The organism is Streptomyces sp. SCPE 10, assembly GCF_051980735.1.
Taxonomy (GTDB): domain Bacteria; phylum Actinomycetota; class Actinomycetes; order Streptomycetales; family Streptomycetaceae; genus Streptomyces; species Streptomyces misionensis.
The window spans coordinates 5,320,315-5,339,956 of record NZ_CP197069.1; the positions used below are offsets into that span (position 1 = coordinate 5,320,315).

The 19,642-nt window shown below is 71.9% G+C and carries 20 protein-coding genes; 15 read left to right on the forward strand and 5 right to left on the reverse strand.

All coding sequences use genetic code 11. From position 1 onward, the window contains the following. Nucleotides 1-20: 20 nt before the first annotated feature. The 5 genes from ACSP97_RS24735 (at nucleotide 21) to ACSP97_RS24755 (ending at nucleotide 5,940) form a co-directional block, all read left to right on the forward strand. Nucleotides 21-1,028: an ABC transporter permease gene (locus tag ACSP97_RS24735; RefSeq protein WP_070023087.1), complete on the forward strand. Its 1,008-nt coding sequence runs from the start codon at nucleotides 21-23 to the stop codon at nucleotides 1,026-1,028. Further along, nucleotides 1,025-2,110 (forward strand): ABC transporter ATP-binding protein, encoded by a 1,086-nt coding sequence (locus ACSP97_RS24740; protein ID WP_364733859.1) that lies wholly within the window; start codon nucleotides 1,025-1,027, stop codon nucleotides 2,108-2,110. The genes ACSP97_RS24735 and ACSP97_RS24740 overlap by 4 nt, the downstream gene beginning before the upstream one ends. Continuing rightward, nucleotides 2,107-3,741: a dipeptide ABC transporter ATP-binding protein gene (locus ACSP97_RS24745; protein WP_440554305.1), complete on the forward strand. Its 1,635-nt coding sequence runs from the start codon at nucleotides 2,107-2,109 to the stop codon at nucleotides 3,739-3,741. Before ACSP97_RS24740 ends, ACSP97_RS24745 begins: the two co-directional genes overlap by 4 nt. Nucleotides 3,742-3,841: 100 nt before the next feature. Continuing rightward, nucleotides 3,842-5,233: a M1 family metallopeptidase gene (locus tag ACSP97_RS24750; protein ID WP_355532561.1), complete on the forward strand. Its 1,392-nt coding sequence runs from the start codon at nucleotides 3,842-3,844 to the stop codon at nucleotides 5,231-5,233. Between the two features lie 47 nt (nucleotides 5,234-5,280). After that, nucleotides 5,281-5,940 carry a trimeric intracellular cation channel family protein gene (locus tag ACSP97_RS24755; protein WP_355151705.1) on the forward strand — a complete coding sequence of 220 codons (660 nt, stop codon included), beginning with the start codon at nucleotides 5,281-5,283 and terminating at the stop codon, nucleotides 5,938-5,940. Here the strand turns inward: ACSP97_RS24755 and ACSP97_RS24760 are convergent. Continuing rightward, nucleotides 5,849-7,168 (reverse strand): alpha/beta hydrolase, encoded by a 1,320-nt coding sequence (locus ACSP97_RS24760; RefSeq protein WP_355151704.1) that lies wholly within the window; start codon nucleotides 7,166-7,168, stop codon nucleotides 5,849-5,851. The two genes, ACSP97_RS24755 and ACSP97_RS24760, sit on opposite strands and share 92 nt — an antisense overlap. Before the next feature lie 130 nt (nucleotides 7,169-7,298). On the opposite strand from ACSP97_RS24760, the gene ACSP97_RS24765 reads away from it, so the two are divergent. Then, nucleotides 7,299-8,159 (forward strand): thioesterase family protein, encoded by an 861-nt coding sequence (locus ACSP97_RS24765; RefSeq protein ID WP_440554308.1) that lies wholly within the window; start codon nucleotides 7,299-7,301, stop codon nucleotides 8,157-8,159. Here ACSP97_RS24765 and ACSP97_RS24770 read toward each other — a convergent pair. After that, entirely contained in the window at nucleotides 8,146-8,745 is a 600-nt protein-coding gene (locus tag ACSP97_RS24770) for a TIGR03086 family metal-binding protein (RefSeq protein WP_355532567.1), read from the reverse strand. The two genes, ACSP97_RS24765 and ACSP97_RS24770, sit on opposite strands and share 14 nt — an antisense overlap. A 103-nt stretch (nucleotides 8,746-8,848) precedes the next feature. Here ACSP97_RS24770 and ACSP97_RS24775 point away from each other — a divergent pair, with 103 nt between their 5' ends. Next, a complete protein-coding gene (locus ACSP97_RS24775) occupies nucleotides 8,849-9,811 on the forward strand; it encodes a helix-turn-helix transcriptional regulator (protein WP_440554310.1) in 963 nt (320 codons plus the stop codon). 13 nt (nucleotides 9,812-9,824) lie between these two features. Here the strand turns inward: ACSP97_RS24775 and ACSP97_RS24780 are convergent, their stop codons facing one another. Then, the gene (locus tag ACSP97_RS24780; protein WP_070023079.1) at nucleotides 9,825-10,451 is read right to left on the reverse strand and encodes a TetR family transcriptional regulator; all 627 of its coding nucleotides are present in this window, start codon (nucleotides 10,449-10,451) and stop codon (nucleotides 9,825-9,827) included. A gap of 147 nt (nucleotides 10,452-10,598) precedes the next feature. Here ACSP97_RS24780 and ACSP97_RS24785 point away from each other — a divergent pair, with 147 nt between their 5' ends. The 4 genes from ACSP97_RS24785 (at nucleotide 10,599) to mnmA (ending at nucleotide 13,781) form a co-directional block, all read left to right on the forward strand. Next, on the forward strand, nucleotides 10,599-10,766 hold the full coding sequence (locus ACSP97_RS24785; protein WP_107409190.1) for a hypothetical protein: 168 nt from the start codon (nucleotides 10,599-10,601) through the stop codon (nucleotides 10,764-10,766). Between the two features lie 33 nt (nucleotides 10,767-10,799). Further along, complete coding sequence (locus ACSP97_RS24790; RefSeq protein ID WP_355325425.1) at nucleotides 10,800-11,084, forward strand: DUF4190 domain-containing protein; 285 nt, start codon at nucleotides 10,800-10,802, stop codon at nucleotides 11,082-11,084. Between the two features lie 98 nt (nucleotides 11,085-11,182). Next, complete coding sequence (locus tag ACSP97_RS24795; RefSeq protein WP_355532571.1) at nucleotides 11,183-12,352, forward strand: cysteine desulfurase family protein; 1,170 nt, start codon at nucleotides 11,183-11,185, stop codon at nucleotides 12,350-12,352. 307 nt (nucleotides 12,353-12,659) lie between these two features. Then, nucleotides 12,660-13,781, forward strand: a complete 1,122-nt coding sequence (gene mnmA / locus ACSP97_RS24800) for a tRNA 2-thiouridine(34) synthase MnmA (protein ID WP_074993406.1) — start codon at nucleotides 12,660-12,662, stop codon at nucleotides 13,779-13,781. Nucleotides 13,782-13,838: 57 nt separating this feature from the next. Here mnmA and ACSP97_RS24805 read toward each other — a convergent pair whose 3' ends face one another. Both ACSP97_RS24805 and ACSP97_RS24810 read right to left on the reverse strand, forming a co-directional pair. Further along, nucleotides 13,839-14,621 carry an alpha/beta fold hydrolase gene (locus ACSP97_RS24805; RefSeq protein WP_440554314.1) on the reverse strand — a complete coding sequence of 261 codons (783 nt, stop codon included), beginning with the start codon at nucleotides 14,619-14,621 and terminating at the stop codon, nucleotides 13,839-13,841. A gap of 37 nt (nucleotides 14,622-14,658) precedes the next feature. Next, the gene (locus ACSP97_RS24810; protein ID WP_180329307.1) at nucleotides 14,659-14,982 is read right to left on the reverse strand and encodes a DUF427 domain-containing protein; all 324 of its coding nucleotides are present in this window, start codon (nucleotides 14,980-14,982) and stop codon (nucleotides 14,659-14,661) included. A 51-nt stretch (nucleotides 14,983-15,033) separates the two neighbouring features. Between ACSP97_RS24810 and ACSP97_RS24815 the strand changes: the two genes are divergently transcribed. The 4 genes from ACSP97_RS24815 to ligA are packed head-to-tail and all read left to right on the forward strand — an operon-like array spanning nucleotide 15,034 to nucleotide 19,529. Beyond that, a complete protein-coding gene (locus ACSP97_RS24815) occupies nucleotides 15,034-15,573 on the forward strand; it encodes a TIGR00730 family Rossman fold protein (protein ID WP_355151697.1) in 540 nt (179 codons plus the stop codon). Nucleotides 15,574-15,580: 7 nt separating this feature from the next. Continuing rightward, on the forward strand, nucleotides 15,581-16,279 hold the full coding sequence (locus ACSP97_RS24820) for an SDR family oxidoreductase (RefSeq protein ID WP_391869639.1): 699 nt from the start codon (nucleotides 15,581-15,583) through the stop codon (nucleotides 16,277-16,279). Between the two features lie 31 nt (nucleotides 16,280-16,310). Further along, nucleotides 16,311-17,318 (forward strand): methionine synthase, encoded by a 1,008-nt coding sequence (locus ACSP97_RS24825; protein WP_355532575.1) that lies wholly within the window; start codon nucleotides 16,311-16,313, stop codon nucleotides 17,316-17,318. 15 nt (nucleotides 17,319-17,333) lie between these two features. Beyond that, nucleotides 17,334-19,529 (forward strand): NAD-dependent DNA ligase LigA, encoded by a 2,196-nt coding sequence (gene ligA, locus ACSP97_RS24830; protein ID WP_355151695.1) that lies wholly within the window; start codon nucleotides 17,334-17,336, stop codon nucleotides 19,527-19,529. Nucleotides 19,530-19,642 lie beyond the last annotated feature (113 nt).

Sequence of the window (19,642 nt, forward strand, 5' to 3'; positions counted from 1 at the left end):
GGGCACCAGCGCCGGTCCCCGTGATCTCGTACATCCTCCGCCGGACGTTCGCGGCAGTGATCCTGCTGCTGGTCGTCACCGCGGTCACCTTCGCCATCTTCTTCCTGCTGCCACGGCTCGTCGGCCAGACAGCGGACCAACTGGCGCAGCAGTACATCGGAAAGAGCCCGTCGAAGGCGGACATCGCCGCGGTCAAGCACAACCTTGGTCTGGACCAGCCCGTCTACGTCCAGTACTGGCACTTCATCAAGGGGATCGTGGTCGGCACCGACTACAACCTCGGCCCCAAGACGGTGCACTGCGACGTTCCCTGCTTCGGCTACTCCTTCAAGGATCACGTCGCGGTCTGGTCGCAGCTCACCTCGCGCATCCCGATCACCCTCTCGCTGGCCGCGGGTGCCGCCGTGCTGTGGCTGCTCTCCGGTGTCGCGGTCGGTGTCGTCTCCGCGCTCAAGCCGCGCTCGCTGTTCGACCGCACCTTCATGGGCGTCGCCCTCGCCGGCGTGTCGCTGCCCATGTTCTTCACGGGCAACCTGGCGATCCTGCTCTTCACCTACAAGTGGCCGATCTTCGGCCGCACCTACGTCCCGTTCACCGAGAACCCGGCGCAGTGGGCCAACACCCTGTTCCCGGCGTGGTGTTCGCTCGCCCTGCTGTACTCCGCGATCTACGCCCGGCTCACCCGCTCGGGCATGCTGGAGACGATGAACGAGGACTTCATCCGCACGGCCCGCTCCAAGGGCCTGCCCGAAAGCACCGTCGTCGTCCGGCACGGCCTGCGGGCCGCCCTCACCCCGATCATCACCGTCTTCGGCATGGACGTCGGCCTGCTGCTCGGCGGTGCGGTGATCACCGAGTCCGTGTTCTCGCTGCCCGGTGTCGGCCAGTACGCGGTCCAGGGCATCACCGACAACGACCTGCCGAAGATCCTTGGCGTGACCCTGCTCGCCGCCGCCTTCGTCGTCATCGCAAATCTCCTGGTGGACGTGCTCTACGCCGCCGCCGACCCGCGGGTGAGGCTCTCGTGACCGAACTCTCCAAGACCGCCAAGGACGAGACCGCCGGCGACAAGGCGCCCTCGGCCTTCCTGGAGGTCCGCGACCTCAAGGTGCACTTCCCGACCGACGACGGTGTCGTCAAGTCCGTCGACGGGCTCTCCTTCTCGCTGGAGAAGGGCAAGACCCTCGCCATCGTCGGCGAGTCCGGCTCCGGCAAGTCCGTCACCTCGCTCGCCGTCATGGGCCTGCACCGGCTCGGCGCGCGCGGCAAGAACGTGCGGATGTCCGGCGAGATCTGGCTGAACGGCAAGGAACTGGTCGGCGCCTCCCCGGACGAGGTGCGCAAGCTCCGCGGCCGCGAGATGGCGATGATCTTCCAGGACCCGCTGTCCGCGATGCACCCCTACTACAAGGTCGGCGACCAGATCGTCGAGGCCTACCGGGTGCACCACAAGGTCAGCAAGAAGGTCGCCCGGGCGCGCGCCATCGAGATGCTCGACCGCGTCGGCATCCCCGAGCCGGCCAAGCGCGTCGACGGCTACCCGCACGAGTTCTCCGGCGGTATGCGCCAGCGCGCCATGATCGCCATGGCGCTGGTGAACAACCCCGAACTGCTCATCGCGGACGAGCCCACCACCGCCCTCGACGTCACCGTCCAGGCGCAGATCCTCGACCTGATCCGGGACCTCCAGAAGGAGTTCGGCTCCGCGGTCGTCATGATCACCCACGACCTCGGCGTGGTCGCCGAGATCGCCGACGACGTCCTCGTGATGTACGGCGGCCGGTGCGTGGAGCGCGGCCCGGCCGCCCAGGTCTTCGAGAAGCCGCAGCACCCCTACACCTGGGGCCTGCTCGGCTCGATGCCCCGCATCGACCGCGAGACCTCCGAACGGCTCATCCCCGTCAAGGGCCAGCCGCCGAGCCTCATCAACGTCCCCTCGGGCTGTGCCTTCAACCCGCGCTGCCCGTACGCGGACATCCCCGAGGGGAACGTCAGCCGCACGGTGCGCCCCGAGCTGGAACTGGTCGGCGCCGGACACTGGTCCGCCTGCCACCTGTCGGCCGAGGACCGTGAGCGGATCTGGACCGAAGAGATTGCGCCGAAGCTGTGAGTGAGACGAAGAAGACGGACTCCGTCGCCGAGGCCACGGTTCCCGGGCAGGCGTCGGCTCCGGACGAGCGCGAGGTGCTGCTCAAGGTCGAGAACCTGACCAAGCACTTCCCGATCAAGAAGGGCATCCTGCGCCGCCAGGTCGGCGCGGTGAAGGCCGTCGACGGCATCGACTTCGAGGTGCGCCGGGGCGAGACCCTGGGCGTGGTCGGCGAGTCGGGCTGCGGCAAGTCGACCATGGGCCGGGTCATCACCCGCCTTCAGGACCCGACCGGCGGACAGATCACCTTCGAGGGCCAGGACATCACCCGGCTGTCGACCGGCGACATGCGCCCGCTGCGCCGCGACATCCAGATGATCTTCCAGGACCCGTACGGCTCCCTGAACCCCCGGCACACCATCGGCTCGATCGTCTCGGCGCCGTTCCGGCTCCAGGGCGTCGAGCCCGAGGGCGGGGTGAAGAAGGAGGTCCAGCGGCTGCTCGAACTGGTCGGTCTGAGCCCCGAGCACTACAACCGCTACCCGCACGAGTTCTCCGGCGGCCAGCGCCAGCGCATCGGCATCGCCCGCGCGCTCGCCCTGAAGCCGAAGCTGGTCGTGGCCGACGAGCCGGTCTCCGCGCTGGACGTGTCGATCCAGGCCCAGGTCGTCAACCTGATGGACGACCTCCAGGAGGAGCTGGGCCTGACCTACGTCATCATCGCCCACGACCTCTCGGTGGTCCGGCACGTCTCGGACCGGATCGCGGTGATGTACCTCGGCAAGATCGTCGAACTGGCGGACCGCAACGCGCTGTACGAGGCGCCGATGCACCCGTACACCAAGGCGCTGATGTCGGCGGTGCCGGTGCCGGACCCGCAGCGCCGGGGGCAGAAGAGCGAGCGCATCCTGCTGCGCGGCGACGTGCCCTCGCCGATCGCCCCGCCGTCGGGCTGCCGCTTCCACACGCGGTGCTGGAAGGCGACGGAGATCTGCAGGACGACCGAGCCGAAGCTGCTGGAGCTGAAGCCCGGCCAGCGGGTCGCCTGCCACCACCCGGAGAACTTCGCCGACCAGGCCCCGCAGGACACGGTCCTGCTGTCGGCGGCGAAGGAGGCGTCGGCACTGGTGCCGGACGCGGTGATCTCCGGCGGCGCCGAGGAGTCCGCGACGCGGACCGCGTCGGAGGCCGGCGCGAAGGCAGAGGCGGAAGAGAAGCCTGAGGCCGACGCGAAGGCAGAGGCGGAAGAGAAGCCTGAGGCCGCCGCGAACGCCGAGGCCGAAGAGAAGCCCGACGCGGAGGCGAAGGCCGAGGCGGACGCCGACGCCAAGTCCGAGGCGGAGGGCGTCAAGTCCGAGGCGACGTCCGAGGCGAAGCCGGAGCCCGCGGCCGAGTCGGAGACCTCCACGGAGGCCGAGCCGGAGACCTCGGCGGAGGCCGGGTCCGCGGCCGCTTCCGAGCCGGAGTCCGCTTCCGAGCCGGAGTCCGGCTCCGAGGCCGCTCCCGGGTCCGAGCCGGAGGCGTCCGACGGGTCCGGTTCCGGGGCCGGGCCGGAATCCGCGGCTCCCGCCGAGCCGGAGGCCGAGGCCGCCGCCGAGCCCGCGGCGGAGCCCGCGAAGCCGGCCAAGTCGAAGAAGCCGCGCGGCAAGTAGCCCAGAAGCCCCACGCAAGGGCATGTACATGCCCGAACGGGAGAGTGCAGAGTCGTCCGTGACCGACACCTGATCGGTCCACGCTCGAAAGGGACGACTCATGGCACTCTCCCGTTCGGCACGTGCGGGGGCCGTCGCCACCGCGGCGGTCTCCTTCCTCCTGATCGGCGCGGCCCCCGCCCCCACCCCGGGCGCTCCCGGCATCGGCGACCCCTACTTCCCGAACCTGGGCAACGGCGGCTTCGACGCCCTGCACTACGACCTCGACATCGCCTACGCCCCCGACACCGGCCGCCTGGACGGCCGTACGACCCTCACCGCCCGCGCCACCGAGGCCCTCTCCTCCTTCGACCTGGACCTCCAGCAGCTGGAGGTCGCCAGGGTCCAGGTGAACGGCAGACGGGCCGCGTTCAGCCGGGACGGCGACGAGGTCACCGTCACCCCGCGCGGCGCGCTGGCCAAGGGCCGGCGCTTCACCGTGACCGTCACCTACGGCGGCGTACCCCAGCCCCTCAGCGGCCCCATCGTCTTCGGCTCCGAGTACGGCTGGATGAAGACCCCCGACGGAGTCTTCGTCGCCTGCGAACCCAACGCCGCCTCCACCTGGTTCCCGTCCAGCGACCACCCGTCCGACAAGGCCACCTACGACATCCGGATCAAGGCGCCCAAGGGCCTGACCGGCGTCTCCAACGGCGTGCTGGTCTCGACCCGCGACAAGGGCGGCTCGACGTACACCCACTGGCGCGAGTCGAGGCCGATGGCGACCTATCTGGCCACCGCCACCATCGGCAGGTTCGACGTGCGCACCGGCCGCACCCCCGGCGGCACCCCGGTCTACGTCGCCATCGACCCGGTGCTGAGGAACGGCAACGGCGTCGACGTGTACGCGGTCACCGCCGAGGCCACCGACTACTGGTCGAAGCTCTTCGGGCCGTACCCGTTCGAGGAGACCGGCGCCATCGTGGACGACATGCCCGAGGCCGGGTTCTCGCTGGAGGTGCAGTCCAAGCCCGCGTACTCGGCCGTGCGCAACGAGGCGACCATCGTGCACGAACTGGCCCACCAGTGGTTCGGCGACTCGGTGAGCGTGGCGCAGTGGAAGGACATCTGGCTCAACGAGGGCTTCGCCACCTACGCCCAGTGGCTGTGGTCCGAGCACCGGGGCACCCGCTCGGCGCACGACTCCTTCCTCGCCGAGTACAACGCCACGCCCGCCGGCTCCTCCTTCTGGCGGACCAAGGTCGCCGACCCGCAGCGCGACACCATGTTCGCGTCGGCCGTCTACGACCGCGGCGCCATGACGCTCCAGGTGCTCCGCGAGCGGATCGGCGACAAGGCGTTCTTCGCACTGCTGCCCGCTTGGACGAAGCTCCACCGGTACGGCAACGCGGACACCGCCGACTTCATCCGCCTCGCCGAGCGCGTCAGCGGGCAGCAGCTCGACGACCTGTTCGACACCTGGCTGTTCACCACAGGTAAACCTGCCCTGTGAGCCTGGCTTTGTAAGGTTCAGCCCGGGCGGCAGGTGAGAATGTCAGGGTGCAGCTGCAACAGTTCTTCAGCCCCTCCGTCCAGCACACGCTTGACGTGATCGGCATCTTCGTCTTCGCGATCTCCGGCGCCCTGCTGGCCGTCCGGAAGAACTTCGACGTCTTCGGCATCGCCGTGCTCGCCGAGGTCACCGCGCTGGGCGGGGGGCTCTTCCGGGACGTGATCATCGGGGCCGTGCCCCCGGCGGCCTTCACGGACCTCGGGTACTTCGTCACCCCGCTGCTCGCCACGCTCGTCGTCTTCTTCCTGCACCCGCACGTGGAGCGGATCCAGACGGCGGTCCTGGTCTTCGACGCGGCCGGCCTCGGCCTGTTCTGCGTCAGCGGCACGACGAAGGCGTACGGCTACGGCCTCGGCCTGACCGCGTCGGCGACCCTGGGCCTCGCCACCGCGGTCGGCGGCGGTGTGCTGCGCGACGTCCTCGCCAACGAGGTCCCCTCGCTGCTGCGCTGGGACCGCGACCTGTACGCGGTCCCGGCGATGGTCGGCGCGGGCATGGTGGTGCTGTGCATCCGCTACGACGCGCTGACCCCCCTCACCAGTGGGCTCGCGGCCGTCACGGCCTTTGTGCTGCGCCTGCTCGCGATGCGGTACCACTGGCGAGCGCCGCGCGCGTGGAACCGCCGGTCGACGGTGACCGAGGAGTAGTCCCGGCCGCTCCCGCGACGCCGCCGGCCGCGCCGGTGGGGGAGCCGGCCTTCCCGTGGGCCGAGCCGGCGCGGCCGGCGAGCGAGTGGTCCGTGCCCCGGGCGTGGTTCTGGCCCATCTGGAGCGTCAGCCAGCGGAACACCGTGGGCACCTGCGGCCGCCACAGGGCCATGGTGTGACCGCCCGCGCTGCGCGGCAGGAAGACCACGTGCACGGTGGTCGGCGCCTTGGCGACCGACTCCAGCCCCAGGCCGGCCTCGTAGCCGTCGCCGGACTCGCCGGAGGCGTAGAGGGCGACGGGCGGCGGCACGGCCGCCTTCTTCAGCAGCAGGAACGGGTTGTTCTCGGCGCGCAGCGCGGGGTTCTGCGCGGCCAGCGAGTTGCGCTCGCCGATCGGGTCGTTGTAGCCGGACATGCTCACCGCGGCCCGGTACCGGTCGGGGTGCGCCACGGCCAGCTTGACCGCGCAGTGCGCGCCCGCCGAGTAGCCGGCCACGGCCCAGCCCTGCGGCGCCGGCTGGGCACGGAAGTTGTCCATGACCATCTTCGGCACGTCGATGCTGAGCCAGGTGTCGGCGTTGACCTGCCCCGGGATGTTGGCGCAGCCGGTGTCCACGCCGGCCAGCAGGTTGGTGCGCGGGGCGACCAGGATGAAGGGCGCCACCTGGCCGCTGCGCATCAGCGGCAGCAGCTGCTCATGGGTCTTCATCGAGCCGAACCAGGCCTTCGCCGAGCCGGGGTAGCCGGGCAGCAGCTCGACCACCGGGAACTTCTTGTCGCGGTAGGCCGGTTCGCCGTACTGCGGCGGCAGCCAGACGTAGACCTCGGCGTTCACACCGGAGACGCGGCCCTTGAGCTGGGTGACGCGCACCCCGCCGGCCGCGTGCATGCCGGGGCCGGAGGCCGCCGTGAAGGTCTGCTTGACCTTGGGCAGCCGTGTCACCGCTATGCCGCCGGTGCCGTCGCGGCCGAGGTCGGCGGCCTGCTGGACGTGGTTGCCGGTACCGAAGAGGTCGGCCCAGTTGTCGTACAGGTTGTTCTGGTTGTTCACCAGCACGAAGACCAGCGTGACGGCCGTGCCCTGGGCGAACAGCAGCATCAGCACCCGGGTCGCGACGCGCAGGGGCTTGGGCCCGCGGGTGCGCGACCAGAGCAGAAGCGGCAGTATGAGGGCGACCACCGCCAGCACGACGGTCGTGTAGAGGAACGGAGTCCCGGTGAGGCTCATGTCCCCATAGAGGGAAAACAGGGGCCCGGGGTTACGGACGTGTCCGGACACTTACCGAGATATTGCCGGAACCTCACTCGGGAGCCTGAAAAGCTACCGCTTAGTAATTGCTTGTTGTACCGTTCAGGCCATGTCAGACGCAGCTTCCGCAGCAGCCGCACGGGCCCTGATCGGCGACAGCGAGTTCGACCGCGACACCGCCGTCTTCCGCCGCGAGGAGGGGGTCTACGACCTCGAACTCTCGGCCGGCTGGACCATCCTCGGCGCCGTCAACGGCGGCTATCTGCTGGCCGTGCTCGGCCGGGCCCTCGGGGACGCCCTCCCGCACCCGGACCCGTTCACCATCTCCGCGCACTACCTGACCGCCTCGCGGCCGGGCAAGGCCGTCGTCCGCACCCAGACGGTCCGCACCGGACGCACCCTCTCCACCGGCCAGGCCTCGCTCTTCCAGTACGACGAGGAGGGCAACGAGGTCGAACGCATCCGCGTCCTCGCCTCCTACGGCGACCTCGCCGCCCTCCCCGACGACGTCCGCACGACCGCGACGCCGCCCCCGGTCCCGCCGCTGGAGCGGTGCTTGGGTCCCGAGGACGGCCCCGACCCGCTCCAGGGCGGCTCGGCCATCGCCGGCCGGCTGATGCTCAGGCTGGACCCCGCGACCGTCGGCTGGGCGCTAGGCCGGCCCTCCGGCAAGGGGGAGATGCGCGGCTGGTTCGGCCTCGCCGACGGCCGCGACGCCGACCCGCTCTCCCTGCTGCTCGCGGTGGACGCCCTGCCGCCCACCGCCTTCGAGATGGGCCTCGCGGGCTGGGTGCCCACGGTCGAACTGACGGTCCACGTCCGGCACCGTCCGGCCCCCGGCCCGCTGCGGGTGTCGATCACCACCCGCAACCTGGCCGGCGGCTTCCTGGAGGAGGACGCCGAGGTCTGGGACAGCGCGGACCGGCTGGTCGCCCAGTCCCGGCAGCTCGCCCGGGTCAGGCTCGGCTGAGCGGGGCACGGCCCAGCCAGGCCGCCAGCTGCTCGTAGGGGCCCGTGTCCTCGGGAGCCTCGCGGCGGGCGCCGAACGGCGTCCGCTCGTCCCGGGGGCGCGAGTCCGGCAGCACCCGGCGGGCCGTCGCGAGGGCGAACCCGGCCAGCTCCTCGTCGAGCGGCAGCGGGTGGCCGAGCGCCTCGGAGAGGTCCCAGGTGTGGGTGACCAGCTCCATCACATAACCGGACAGGGCCGCGTGCCCGGGGATCGACTCGCCCCAGGGCACCGTCACCGGCGTGGCCATCCGCTCGTCGCTCTCCCACGCCTTCAGCACCCGGATCCGCACCTCGTCGTAGGCGGCCGGCCAGCCGTCGTCCGGGACGCCCTCGGCGACCGGTTCCGCGGCGAGTCCGTCACCGCCCTCCCCGACGATCGCGATCCGCCGGGTGCCGCCGACGACATGGCCGAGCAGCGCCCGCACGTCGAACTCGGCGCAGGGGGTGGGGCGGGTGAGGTCCTCGGGGCGCACCGCCGCGATGACGGCCGCCGCCTGCTCGGTGGCGCGGGTGTAGACGGGGCGGGGGTCGGTGAAACCGGTGGTCATGACGTTCCTCTCGTAAGCCGTTACGCGAGGATGGTGCGCCGATAACCTGACAGAATCCGTCAACATTTGCGAGCTGTTCCGCGACCGCGCGATGCTGGCCCCCGTGAAGTCCGACCGGCTGCTGTCGATCCTGCTGCTCCTCCAGACCCGGGGCCGGGTGCCCGCGCGTGAACTCGCCGAGCGGCTGGAGGTGTCGGTGCGCACCGTCTACCGGGACATCGAGGCACTGTCCGCCGCCGGCGTCCCGGTCTACGCGGAGCGCGGTCGGCACGGCGGCATCGAACTCCTGGCCGGGTTCCGCACCGACGTCACGGGGCTGACCGCCGACGAGTCCCGCGCCCTGTTCGTGCTGGCCGCCGAGGGCGCCCATGCCGCGCTCGGCCTCGACGCGGCCCTCGGCTCGGCCCTGCGCAAGGTGATGGCCGCGCTGCCGGCGCCGCACCGGCCCGCCGCCGAGGTGACCAGCCGCCGCATCCTGGTCGACGCCACCCGCTGGAAGAGCGGTCCGCGGCAGGCCGTCGACCTGGAGGCCCTCCAGGACGCCGTGTTCAGCGACCGGCGCCTCGCGCTGCGCTACCGGCACAGCGGGCAGCGGGAGCCGCGGGCGTACACCGTGGACCCGTACGGCCTGGTCGCCAAGGCCGGGGTCTGGTACCTGGTCGCCGACGCCCGCGCGCGGCCCCGGCTGTTCCGCGCCGACCGGATCCGCTCCGCCCGCCTCCTCGACGATCCCGTGCGGCGCCGCCCCGGCGTCGAACTCGCGGACATCTGGGAGGAGTTGCGCCGCCAGGTGGAGGAGCGGCCGGGCGGGATCGAGGTCACGGTGCGGGTGCGGCGGGAACGGCTCGACATGTTCCGCCGGATGGCCGCGGCCGACCTCACCGACCTGCCCGAGGACGACGGCGAGGGCGACTGGGTCACCGCCCGGCTGACCTATCCGGTGCTGCGCGCCGTGCGCCAACTCCTCGCCTTCTCCGACCAGGTGGAGATCGTGGACCCGCCCGAGGCGCGCGCGGAACTGCTCGACGGGGTGCGCGCGGTCGGCGCGCTGTACGAACAGGCTTGACGGGGCTCGGAGTTCAGTCCAGCCAGTGGTCGCGGCCGATGGTGATCAGCCGCAGCTGCCGGGTGGCCCGCCGGGTGACCCGCTCCCGCTCCTCGGCCGGGCCCTCCAGCGCCTCCAGGAACAGCGAGGCGGTGATCAGCATCTGGTCGACGTAGAGGTGCGCGAGCATCAGCACGTCCGCCTCGCTCCAGCCGTCCGTCTGCGGGTCCTTGACCAGCTCGGCCTTCACCTCCTCGGCGAACCGGTCCAGTTGGCCGCCGATGGCCTCGCGCACCGGCTGCACCCCGCCGTTGCGCTCGCGGGCGATGAACCGTACGTGCGCGGGGTGCGCGGCCACGTAGTCGGCGATCAGCTCGATGCCGCGGGCGATGCGCTCCTCGCTGTCGCCGGTCGTCGCCACCGTCTCGCGCACCATCGGGTGCAGGCTGCCCAGCGCCTCGTCGACCAGGGCCACACCGAGGTCGGCGATGGAGCGGAAGTGCCGGTAGAAGGCGGTGGGGGCGACCCCGACGGCCCGGGTGACCTCGCGCAGGCCCAGGCTGCTCAGACTCTGCTCCGCCAGCAGCGCGAGCGCCGCGTCGAGGAACGCCTGCCGGGTCTTCTGCTTCTGCGCCTGCCGGATGCCGAGGGTGTGACTCATGTCATCCAGTTAACAACTGTTCTCTGGAATTGAAAAGCCGTCCGACGGGTTACTCTGTAAGTCAGTGAACAACTGTTACTACAACTGTTCACCGAGACTTCACAGAGACCGGAACGCGAGGCATCCCAGAGGGGGGATCCGATTCCCATGCTGTTCCTCGTCGCCGCATTCATGCTGCTCGGCGTGGTGCTGGGCACCGTGGCCCACGCGCCGCTGACCGTCACCGGCGCGCTGGCCGCCGTCATCGCCGTCTGGCTCGGCGTCTTCGCCGTCCGCGAGCGCATCGGCCGCCGCCGCCACACCTCGGCCGACTGACCGTCCGACGACCACCATCGGGAGCTGAGCACCATGCAACTCACCGCACCGGCCACGAGCCGCTCGAACACCCCGGCCCGCACCGGCACCCGCGACGCCGACGGCATGGCCGTCGCGTCCTTCATCCTCGGCCTGCTCGGCCTGCTCGTGCTGAACCTCTTCCTCGGCCCGGTCGCCATCGTCCTGGCCGCCGTCTCCCTGTGGCGCGGCACCGCCCGCCGGGGCCGCGCCTACCTGGGCCTCGCCCTCGGTGTGGCCGACCTCGCGGTCCTGCTGGCCGCGATGCAGCTGTCCCACACGGTGTCCTGGAGCCTGTGACGCGGCGGCGGGCGGGCGGCCGCAGCGCCGCCGAGGCCGCGCCGCCACGTCCGGCCGCGACGGGGCGTGCCGGCCGGTCAAAGTAGACTCTGCACACCATGGCTTACCTCGACCACGCCGCGACCACCCCCATGCTCCCGGAGGCGGCAGAGGCCCTGACCGTCCACCTGGGCATCACGGGCAACGCCTCCTCCCTGCACGCCTCCGGCCGCCAGGCCCGCCGTACGGTCGAGGAATCCCGCGAAACCCTCGCGGAAGCGCTCGGCGCCCGCCCCAGCGAGGTCGTCTTCACCTCCGGTGGCACCGAGGCCGACAACCTCGCCGTGAAGGGTCTGTACTGGTCCCGCCGCGCCGCCGACCCCGCCCGCACCCGCGTGCTGTCCAGCCCCGTCGAGCACCACGCCGTCCTCGACGCCGTGCACTGGCTCGGCGAGCACGAGGGCGCCACCGTCGAGTACCTGCCCGTCGACGCCCACGGCCGCGTCCACCCCGAGGCCCTGCGCGAGGCCATCGCCCGCAACCCCGAGGACGTCGCCCTGGCCACCGTGATGTGGGCCAACAACGAGATCGGCACCATCATGCCGATCCGTGAACTGGCCGACGTCGCCGCCGAGTTCGGTGTCCCGCTGCACGCCGACGCGGTCCAGGCCTTCGGGCAGGTCCCGCTGGACTTCGGCGCCTCGGGCCTGGCCGCGATGACCGTCTCGGGCCACAAGATCGGCGGCCCCTACGGCATCGGCGCCCTGCTGCTCGGCCGCGAGCACACCCCCGTCCCCGTGCTGCACGGCGGCGGCCAGGAACGGCACGTGCGCTCCGGCACCCTCGACGTCCCCGCCATCGCCTCCTTCGCCGTCGCCGGCCGGATCGCCGCCGCGCGGCAGGAGCGGTTCGCGAGCGAAGTCGGCGCCCTGCGCGACCGGTTGGCGGACGCCGTGCGCGCCGCCGTGCCGGACGCGATCCTCGGCGGCGACCCCGCGCCCGGCGGGCGGCTGCCCGCCAACGCGCACTTCACCTTCCCCGGCTGCGAGGGCGACTCCCTGCTGCTCCTGCTGGACGCCCAGGGCATCGAGTGCTCCACCGGCTCCGCCTGCACCGCGGGCGTCGCCCAGCCCAGCCACGTCCTGCTCGCCACCGGCGTGGACCCGGACCTGGCGCGCGGCACCCTGCGCTTCTCGCTGGGCCACACCTCCACCGAGGCGGACGTGGCCGCGGTCGCCAAGGCCATCGGCCCGGCGGTGGAACGCGCCCGGGCGGCCGGTCTCACCTGAGCCCCGCGAGCCGGCCCCGGACGCACGAAACGACCTACGAGGCGGGTTCCCTTCGCCGGCATGGTCCGGATCAGGTACTGGGGGTCGCCTTCCGGTCTCGCGACCTTCCGGCCTCTCAGCCCGAGCGTCGACGTCGGCACCAGCGGATACCTTGCGGTGTCACGCTGACGTCGGCTACTCCGCTTGGACTCCCTCACTCGTCCCGTAGGCCTGAACCCAGAATAAGACCGCCCATACCAGACATAAAGGGCCCAGTCCATGATTTTTTCAGGGCCCGGTTCCCGCCGCCCCGTACCCTGGAAGCGTTATGACTGAGACCTCGCAGCGCCCCCTCCGCGTCCTCGCCGCCATGTCCGGCGGGGTCGACTCCGCCGTCGCCGCCGCGCGTGCCGCGGAAGCCGGCCATGACGTCACCGGCGTCCATCTCGCGCTCTCCGCGAACCCCCAGTCCTTCCGCACCGGCGCACGGGGCTGTTGCACCATCGAGGACTCCCGCGACGCCCGCCGCGCCGCCGACGTCATCGGCATCCCCTTCTACGTCTGGGACCTCGCCGACCGCTTCCGCGAGGACGTCGTGGAGGACTTCGTCGCCGAGTACGAGGCCGGCCGCACCCCCAACCCCTGCCTGCGCTGCAACGAGAAGATCAAGTTCGCCGCGCTGCTCGACAAGGCGCTGGCCCTCGGCTTCGACGCCGTCTGCACCGGCCACTACGCCAAGGTGATCGTCCGCGAGGACGGCTCCCGCGAGCTGCACCGCGCCTCCGACATGGCCAAGGACCAGTCGTACGTCCTCGGCGTGCTGGACGAGAAGCAGCTCGCGCACGCGATGTTCCCGCTCGGCGACACGGTCACCACCAAGGAGGAGATCCGCGCCGAGGCCGAGCGCCGAGGGCTGGCGGTCGCCAAGAAGCCCGACTCGCACGACATCTGCTTCATCGCCGACGGCGACACCCAGGGCTTCCTCGCCCGGCGGCTCGGCAAGGCCGAGGGCGACATCGTGGACGAGTCCGGCACCCGGCTGGGCACGCACGAGGGCGCGTACGGCTTCACGATCGGCCAGCGCAAGGGACTGCGCATCGGCACCCCGGCCCCCGACGGCAAGCCGCGCTACGTCCTCGACATCTCCCCGGTGACCAACACGGTCACCGTCGGCCCGGCCGCCGCCCTGGACGTGGTGGGCCTGACCGCGATCAAGCCCCGCTGGTGCGGCACCGCCCCCACCGGCCCCGGCACCTACACCGCCCAGCTGCGCGCCCACGGCGGCGAGACCGAGGTGCGCGCCGAACCGGTCGACGGCGAACTGCGCGTCACCTTCACCGAGCCGGTCCGCGGCGTCGCTCCCGGCCAGGCGATCGTCCTTTACGACGGCACGCGCGTGGTCGGCTCGGCGACCATCGCCTCCACCACCCGGGCGACGGCGGCGGCGTAGCGCCCGCCCGCCGCTGCGCGGGCGGTTCGGCGACCGAGGGCCACGGCGTGCCCCTGGCTACGCCGTGAGGTAGTCGGCGAGCACCGGACCCAGCACGTCCGGCTCGACCATGTGGGTCTGGCCCTCCAGGACCCGGTACTCGCCCCGGGGCACCGCGTCCGCGATGTCCCGGCAGGCCCGGAGCATCCACTCCGGGCTCGCGCCGCCCGCGAGCGCCAGCAGGGGCACGGGGACGGCGGCCAGCCGGTCGCGGGGGAGCAGGCCGTCGGCCATGACGGCGTCGTCGTACGCGAGGCTCGGCGCGGCCGCCTCCATGCCGGGCCACATGGGGGACTGGCGGGCGCGCCGGATCACCTCCTCGCCGAGCCCGGTGAGCCGCAGGAACAGCTCCACCGCGTCCCCGCGCCGGCCCTCCGCCAGCGCCCGGTTCAGGTTCTCCTTGTAGACGGCCTCCCGCTCGGCGCCGCCCGCCAGATGGTCCGCGTACGGCACCTCGTACACCGCGGCCCGGGTGACCGGCAGGCCGTCCGCCAGCGCCTCCAGCACCAGCGCGCCGCCCGAGGAGACCCCGAACAGCGCCGCCTCGCCGCCCACCGCGGCCAGCAGCGCGGCCAGGTCCTCGACCTCGCGCGCCACCTCGTACGGCTTCGTGTCGCCGCTCGCGCCGCGGCCCCGCCGGTCGTAGACGACGGCCGTCACCCGGTCCGCGAGCCGCTCGGCCAGGGGGGCCAGCGTGCCACCGGTGGACATCGCGCCGCTCACCAGGATCACCACGGGCCCCTCGCCCGTCACCCGGTACGCGAGAGAGGTGCCGTCGCGGGAAGTCGTCTTGTTGTCCATGTCGGTGCAGACTGCCGCACGACGGCGGGGACGGCGGTCACGACACGTCGACGTCGTAGAAGCAGAGATGGTCCTTGATCGGCGCCACCTCCGGCTTCGGGTCCGGGTACGCCCAGGCCAGATCGGGCGCGTCGGGCAGCGACCAGTAGGACGCCGTGCCCTTGAACGGGCAGACCGTATGCGTCCCCGAGGGGGTCAGCAGGTCGAGGCGCACGTCCTCGGCCGGGATGTAGTACCGCACCGGGCAGCCCGTCTCGCGCAGCAGCAGCGGTCGGTCGGTCTCCGCGAGCACCTGGTCGCCGTGCACCACGCGCACGTGCCGCTCGCCGGGTTCGATGGTGATGGTGTGTCCTTCGGCCATACCGGGACAGCACCACAAGGGCGGGAGTTCTTCCCGCGTACGGTAGAGGCCATGAACATCTGCGTCTTCCTGTCCGCCGCCGACCTCGACGAGCGCTACACCCGTCCCGCCCGCGAGTTCGCGGAACTGATCGGCAAGGGCGGCCACACCCTGGTCTGGGGCGGCTCCAACGTCGGCCTGATGAAGGTCGTCGCCGACGGCGTGGAGGAGACCGGCGGCCGCCTGGTGGGCGTGTCCGTGGAGTTCCTGGCCAACAAGACCCGGCCCGGCGCCGACGAGATGGTGATCGCCCCCGACCTCGCCGAGCGCAAGAGGCTGCTCCTGGAGAAGGCCGACGCCGTGGTCATCATGGTGGGCGGCACCGGCACCCTGGACGAGGCCACCGAGATCCTGGAGCTGAAGAAGCACGGCCGCACCCACAAGCCCGTGGTGCTGCTGAACACCGCCGGGTTCTACGACGGCCTGCGCGAGCAGTTCCGCCGCATGGAGGACGAGGGCTTCCTGCCCCGCCCCCTGGCCGACCTGGTGTTCTTCGCCGAGGAGCCGGTCGGGGCGATGGCCTACCTGGAGGAGCAGACGGGCACCCGCTGATGCGAGCATGGCGGGTATGGCTACACATGTGATCACCGGGGCCGGTTCCGGCATCGGCGCGGCCGTCGCCCGCCGCCTGCACGCGCGCGGCGACGAACTCGTCCTGCACGCCCGCGACGCGGGCCGCGCCAAGGAACTGGCCGCCGAGTTCCCCGGCGCCCGCACCCTGGTCGGCGACCTCGCGGAACCGGACCGGCTGTCCTGGGCGTTCTCCCACCAGACCCTGCCCGACCGGGTGGACTCCCTGCTGCACGTCGCCGGCGTGGTGGACCTCGGCGGGATCGGCGAGCTGACCCCGAAGTCCTGGCACCACCAGCTCGGCGTCAACCTGGTCGCGCCCGCCGAGCTGACCCGGCTGCTGCTGCCCCAGCTGCGCGCGTCCCGCGGCCACGTCCTCTTCGTCAACTCCGGCGCCGGCCTGAACGCCAACGCCGGCTGGGGCGCCTACGCCGCCTCCAAGCACGGTCTCAAGGCCCTCGCCGACGCGCTGCGCCAGGAGGAGCACGCCGCCGGCGTCCGCGTCACCTCCGTCTACCCCGGCCGCACCGCCAGCCCCATGCAGGCCAAGGTGCACCAGCAGGAGGGCAAGGAGTACGACGCCGGCAAGTGGATCGACCCCGAATCGGTCGCCACGACCATCCTCATGGCCCTCGACCTGCCCCGTGACGCCGAGGTCAACGACCTGACGGTGCGCCCGGGCCGCTGACCGGCGCCTACGCATTCCGTAGGCTTCCCCGGTGAGCGAAAACAGCGTGTTCAGATTCGCCGGGGCCACCGGAGTCGGGTCCATGCCCGGCGGGGACGCCCGGGAGGCCGCCAAGACCGTCACCGGGTCCTTCGAGGACTTCCCGTTCCTGGCCGAGCTGCCCGCCCGGGGTCCCGGCGCCGACATGATCGGCCGCACCGCCGGGATGCTGGTCGAGCTGTACGCGCGCGTGGAACCCAGCGGCTGGCGCATCGGGGACCGGCCCGGCCGGGACACCCGCCGGGCCTGGTCCTGGCTGCGCGAGGACCTGGACGCCCTGGAGGAGTTCACCCAGGGCTACGAGGGCGATCTGAAGGTCCAGGCGGTCGGGCCCTGGACGCTCGCCGCCGCCCTGGAACTGCGCGGCGGCGAGGCCGCCCTCTCGGACGCCGGCGCCTGCCGGGACCTCGCCGCCTCCCTCGCCGAGGGACTGCGCCAGCACCTCGCGGAGGTCCGGCGCCGCGTCCCCGGCGCCCGCATCGTGCTCCAGCTCGACGAGCCCTCCCTCACCGCCGTGCTGCGCGGGCAGGTCCGCACCGCCAGCGGCTACCGCACCCACCGCGCCGTCGACCGCCAGACCGTGGAGGCCACCCTGCGCGAGGTCGTCGGCGCCCACCCCGACGGGCCCGTGGCCGTCCACTCCTGCGCCCCCGACGTGCCGTTCGCGCTGCTGCGCCGGGCCGGGGCCGACGCGATCTCCTTCGACTTCGCGCTCCTCACCGAGCGTGACGACGAGGCGATCGGCGAGGCCGTGGAGGGCGGCACCCGCCTGTTCGCCGGTGTCGTGCCGGGCACGGACGGCCCATTGTCGGACCCTGCCGGTAGCGTCATGGGTGTCAGGACGTTGTGGCGCAGGCTGGGGCTGCACCCGGGTCTGCTCGCCGAGGCGGTCACCCTCACCCCGGCGTGCGGTCTCGCGGGCGCTTCCCCCGCCTACGCGCGCCAGGCGCTCGCACACTGCGTCCGGGCGGCGAGATCCCTCGCGGACAACCCAGAGTAACGGGAGGACAACACGGTGGCCGGCGACAAGCAGGCGGAGACGACGGCGGTGCCCGCAGAGGCCCGCGACAGGCACGCGCAGCTGGCGGAGCAGGTCGAGGAGCACCGCTTCCGGTACTACGTGAAGGACGCTCCCGTCATCAGCGACGCGGAGTTCGACCAGCTCCTGAAGTCCCTGGAGGCCCTGGAGGAGCAGTACCCGGAGCTGCGCAGCCCCGACTCGCCCACCCAGAAGGTGGCCGGGTCGTACCAGACGGAGTTCACCGCGGTCGAACACCGCCAGCGCATGCTCTCCCTCGACAACACCTTCAACGACGAGGAGCTGGCCGCCTGGACCGACCGCATCGCCCGTGAACTCGGGGACCAGGAGTACCACTTCCTGTGCGAGCTGAAGGTCGACGGCCTCGCCGTCAACCTCACCTACGAGCACGGCCGCCTCACCCGCGCCGCCACCCGCGGCGACGGCCGCACCGGCGAGGACATCACGCCCAACGTGCGGACCATCGCGGAGATCCCCGACCGGCTGCGCGGCGACGACGTCCCGGACCTGGTGGAGATCCGCGGCGAGGTCTACTTCCCGATGGAGAAGTTCCTCGAACTCAACGAGCGCCTGGTCGCGGCCGGCGACAAGCCCTTCGCCAACCCGCGCAACGCGGCGGCCGGTTCGCTGCGCCAGAAGGACCCCCGCGTCACCGCCACCCGCCCGCTGCACATGGTGGTGCACGGCATCGGCGCCCTGGAGGGGTTCACCGGCATGACCCGCCTCTCCCAGGCGTACGACCTGCTGAAGAGCTGGGGCATGCCCACCTCCCCGCACAACCGGGTGGTCGACGGCCTCGACGGCGTACGGCAGTTCATCGCCCACTACGGCGAGAACCGTCACTCGGTGGAACACGAGATCGACGGCGTCGTCGTCAAGCTGGACGAACTGCGCCTCCAGGGCCGCCTCGGCTCCACCGCGCGGGCGCCCCGCTGGGCCATCGCGTACAAGTACGCGCCCGAGGAGGTCAACACCAAGCTCATCGACATCAAGGTGGGCGTCGGCCGCACCGGCCGGGTCACGCCGTACGCCCAGGTCGAGCCGGTCACGGTGGCGGGCAGCGAGGTGGAGTTCGCCACCCTGCACAACCAGGAGGTCGTCAAGGCCAAGGGCGTCCTCATCGGGGACACGGTCGTCATCCGCAAGGCCGGTGACGTCATCCCGGAGATCCTCGGCCCGGTGGTCGACCTCAGGGACGGCAGCGAGCGGGAGTTCGTGATGCCGGGCGAGTGCCCGGAGTGCGGCACCCCGCTGCGGCCCATGAAGGAGGGCGACATCGACCTGCGCTGCCCCAACGCCCGCACGTGTCCAGCCCAGTTGCGCGAGCGGGTCTCCTATCTGGCGGGCCGGGAGTGCCTGGACATCGAGCACTTCGGCGAGGTGGCCGCCGCCGCGCTCACCCGCCCGCTGGAGCCGGCCGACCCGCCGCTGGTGGACGAGGGCGACCTGTTCGACCTGACGGTGGAGAAGCTGCTCCCCATCAAGGCCTACGTCCTCGACCAGGACAGCGGACTGCCCAAGCGCGACCCGAGGACGGGCGAGGAGAAGGTCGTCACCGTCTTCGCCAACCAGAAGGGCGAGCCGAAGAAGAACACCCTGGCCCTGCTGGAGAACATCGAGGCGGCCAAGTCCCGCCCGCTCGCCCGTTTCCTGAACGGACTGTCCATCCGGCACGTGGGACCGGTCGCCGCGCAGGCCCTCGCCCGCGAGTTCCGCTCCGTCGACCGAATCGAACAGGCCACCGAAGAGGAGCTGGCGGCCACCGACGGCGTCGGCCCGATCATCGCCGCCGCGGTCAAGGAGTGGTTCGCGGAGGAGTGGCACCGGGAGATCGTGCGCAAGTGGAAGGCCGCGGGCGTCCCGCTGGAGGAGCAGGTCAGCGAGGAGGAGGAGGGTCCGCGTCCGCTGGAGGGGCTCACCGTCGTGGTCACCGGAACCCTGGAGAAGTTCACCCGGGACGGCGCCAAGGAGGCGTTGCAGAGCCGGGGCGCCAAGGTGACCGGCTCGGTGTCCAAGAAGACCTCGTTCGTCGTGGTGGGTGACAACCCGGGCTCGAAGTACGACAAGGCCGTGCAATCGAAGGTCCCGGTGCTCGACGAGGACGGATTCGGCGTCCTGTTGGAGCAGGGCCCCGAGGCCGCGGCCGAAGTGGCGCTTCCGACCGAGGAGTAGCGATTGAAGGCCACCCGATCGGCGCATACCAGTTGCATACGGGTGGCCCGGGCGCATTCGGGCAACCGCCGACGACCGGTGCCCGTAAAAGCCCCACGCGGCCTAGTGTTGAG

Excerpts from the sequence above, each read along its gene's own strand:
- ACSP97_RS24810 (WP_180329307.1), bottom strand. The coding sequence starts at position 14,982 with ATGGCCGAAGGACACACCATCACCATCGAACCCGGCGAGCGGCACGTG.
- mnmA (WP_074993406.1), top strand. The coding sequence starts at position 12,660 with ATGACTGAGACCTCGCAGCGCCCCCTCCGCGTCCTCGCCGCCATGTCC.
- ACSP97_RS24760 (WP_355151704.1), bottom strand. The coding sequence starts at position 7,168 with ATGAGCCTCACCGGGACTCCGTTCCTCTACACGACCGTCGTGCTGGCG.
- ACSP97_RS24795 (WP_355532571.1), top strand. The coding sequence starts at position 11,183 with ATGGCTTACCTCGACCACGCCGCGACCACCCCCATGCTCCCGGAGGCG.
- ACSP97_RS24805 (WP_440554314.1), bottom strand. The coding sequence starts at position 14,621 with ATGGACAACAAGACGACTTCCCGCGACGGCACCTCTCTCGCGTACCGG.
- ACSP97_RS24770 (WP_355532567.1), bottom strand. The coding sequence starts at position 8,745 with ATGACCACCGGTTTCACCGACCCCCGCCCCGTCTACACCCGCGCCACC.
- ACSP97_RS24820 (WP_391869639.1), top strand. The coding sequence starts at position 15,581 with ATGGCGGGTATGGCTACACATGTGATCACCGGGGCCGGTTCCGGCATC.
- ACSP97_RS24765 (WP_440554308.1), top strand. The coding sequence starts at position 7,299 with ATGTCAGACGCAGCTTCCGCAGCAGCCGCACGGGCCCTGATCGGCGAC.
- ACSP97_RS24785 (WP_107409190.1), top strand. The coding sequence starts at position 10,599 with ATGCTGTTCCTCGTCGCCGCATTCATGCTGCTCGGCGTGGTGCTGGGC.
- ACSP97_RS24750 (WP_355532561.1), top strand. The coding sequence starts at position 3,842 with ATGGCACTCTCCCGTTCGGCACGTGCGGGGGCCGTCGCCACCGCGGCG.
- ACSP97_RS24790 (WP_355325425.1), top strand. The coding sequence starts at position 10,800 with ATGCAACTCACCGCACCGGCCACGAGCCGCTCGAACACCCCGGCCCGC.
- ACSP97_RS24815 (WP_355151697.1), top strand. The coding sequence starts at position 15,034 with ATGAACATCTGCGTCTTCCTGTCCGCCGCCGACCTCGACGAGCGCTAC.
- ACSP97_RS24780 (WP_070023079.1), bottom strand. The coding sequence starts at position 10,451 with ATGAGTCACACCCTCGGCATCCGGCAGGCGCAGAAGCAGAAGACCCGG.